Here is a 650-nt window from a genome sequence, read left to right on the forward strand (position 1 = left end):
AAAAAAAACGACTGCTGCGTCAAATCGATCGACGCGTTCGTTTTCTCAGAAAGTTTTTACCTGAAGTCACCATCGTAGATTACTCACCTCAACAAGAAGGCAAAGGCTTTTTTGGTGCTTGGGTCGAGATTGAAAACGAAGCCGGTGATGTGAAGAAGTTCCGCATTGTGGGGCCAGAAGAAATATATGGCGATGCCAAAGATTACATCTCCATTGATTCCCCTATGGCCAGAGCCATGTTGAAAAAGCAAGTGGATGAAGAATTTACCGTTCGAACGCCGGAAGGTGACAAAGAGTGGTTCATCAATTCGATTGAATACAACAAGCAAAGCGCAGAATCTTAACTTCCTCGACCTTGAAACATTCGGCGAGCGAAGTGCGTTTGCCAATGACGTTGACCTATTTTTTATGCGCCCTCATTTGAGGGCGCGAGCTGTATTTACTGGAGAGGTTTAAAATGAAAGCCGTGATTTGTGGTGCTGTGTTAACGATGGCTATTTCGCTTCCTACTGTCGCTCAAGAAGAGCTAAAAGGGTGTGATGCCAAAGCGTTTGCACTTGAGCAGCAAATTGAATACGCCACAGTACAAGGTAATCAAAAGCGCATTGATGGATTAAAACGAGCCCTTGCTGCGATTGAGGATGAATGCT

The 650-nt window shown here is 44.8% G+C and carries 2 protein-coding genes; both read left to right on the top strand.

Going from position 1 to position 650, the window contains the following annotated elements:
- Positions 1–344 (top strand): GreA/GreB family elongation factor (locus tag R7Z50_RS27490; RefSeq protein WP_318149747.1); only part of this gene is annotated, 344 nt, incomplete at its 5' end.
- A gap of 113 nt (positions 345–457) precedes the next feature.
- A partial coding sequence (locus R7Z50_RS27495; RefSeq protein WP_318149748.1) for a DUF1090 family protein occupies positions 458–650 on the top strand: 193 nt, incomplete at its 3' end.

It is taken from the genome of Vibrio sp. 1249-1 (assembly GCF_033340495.1).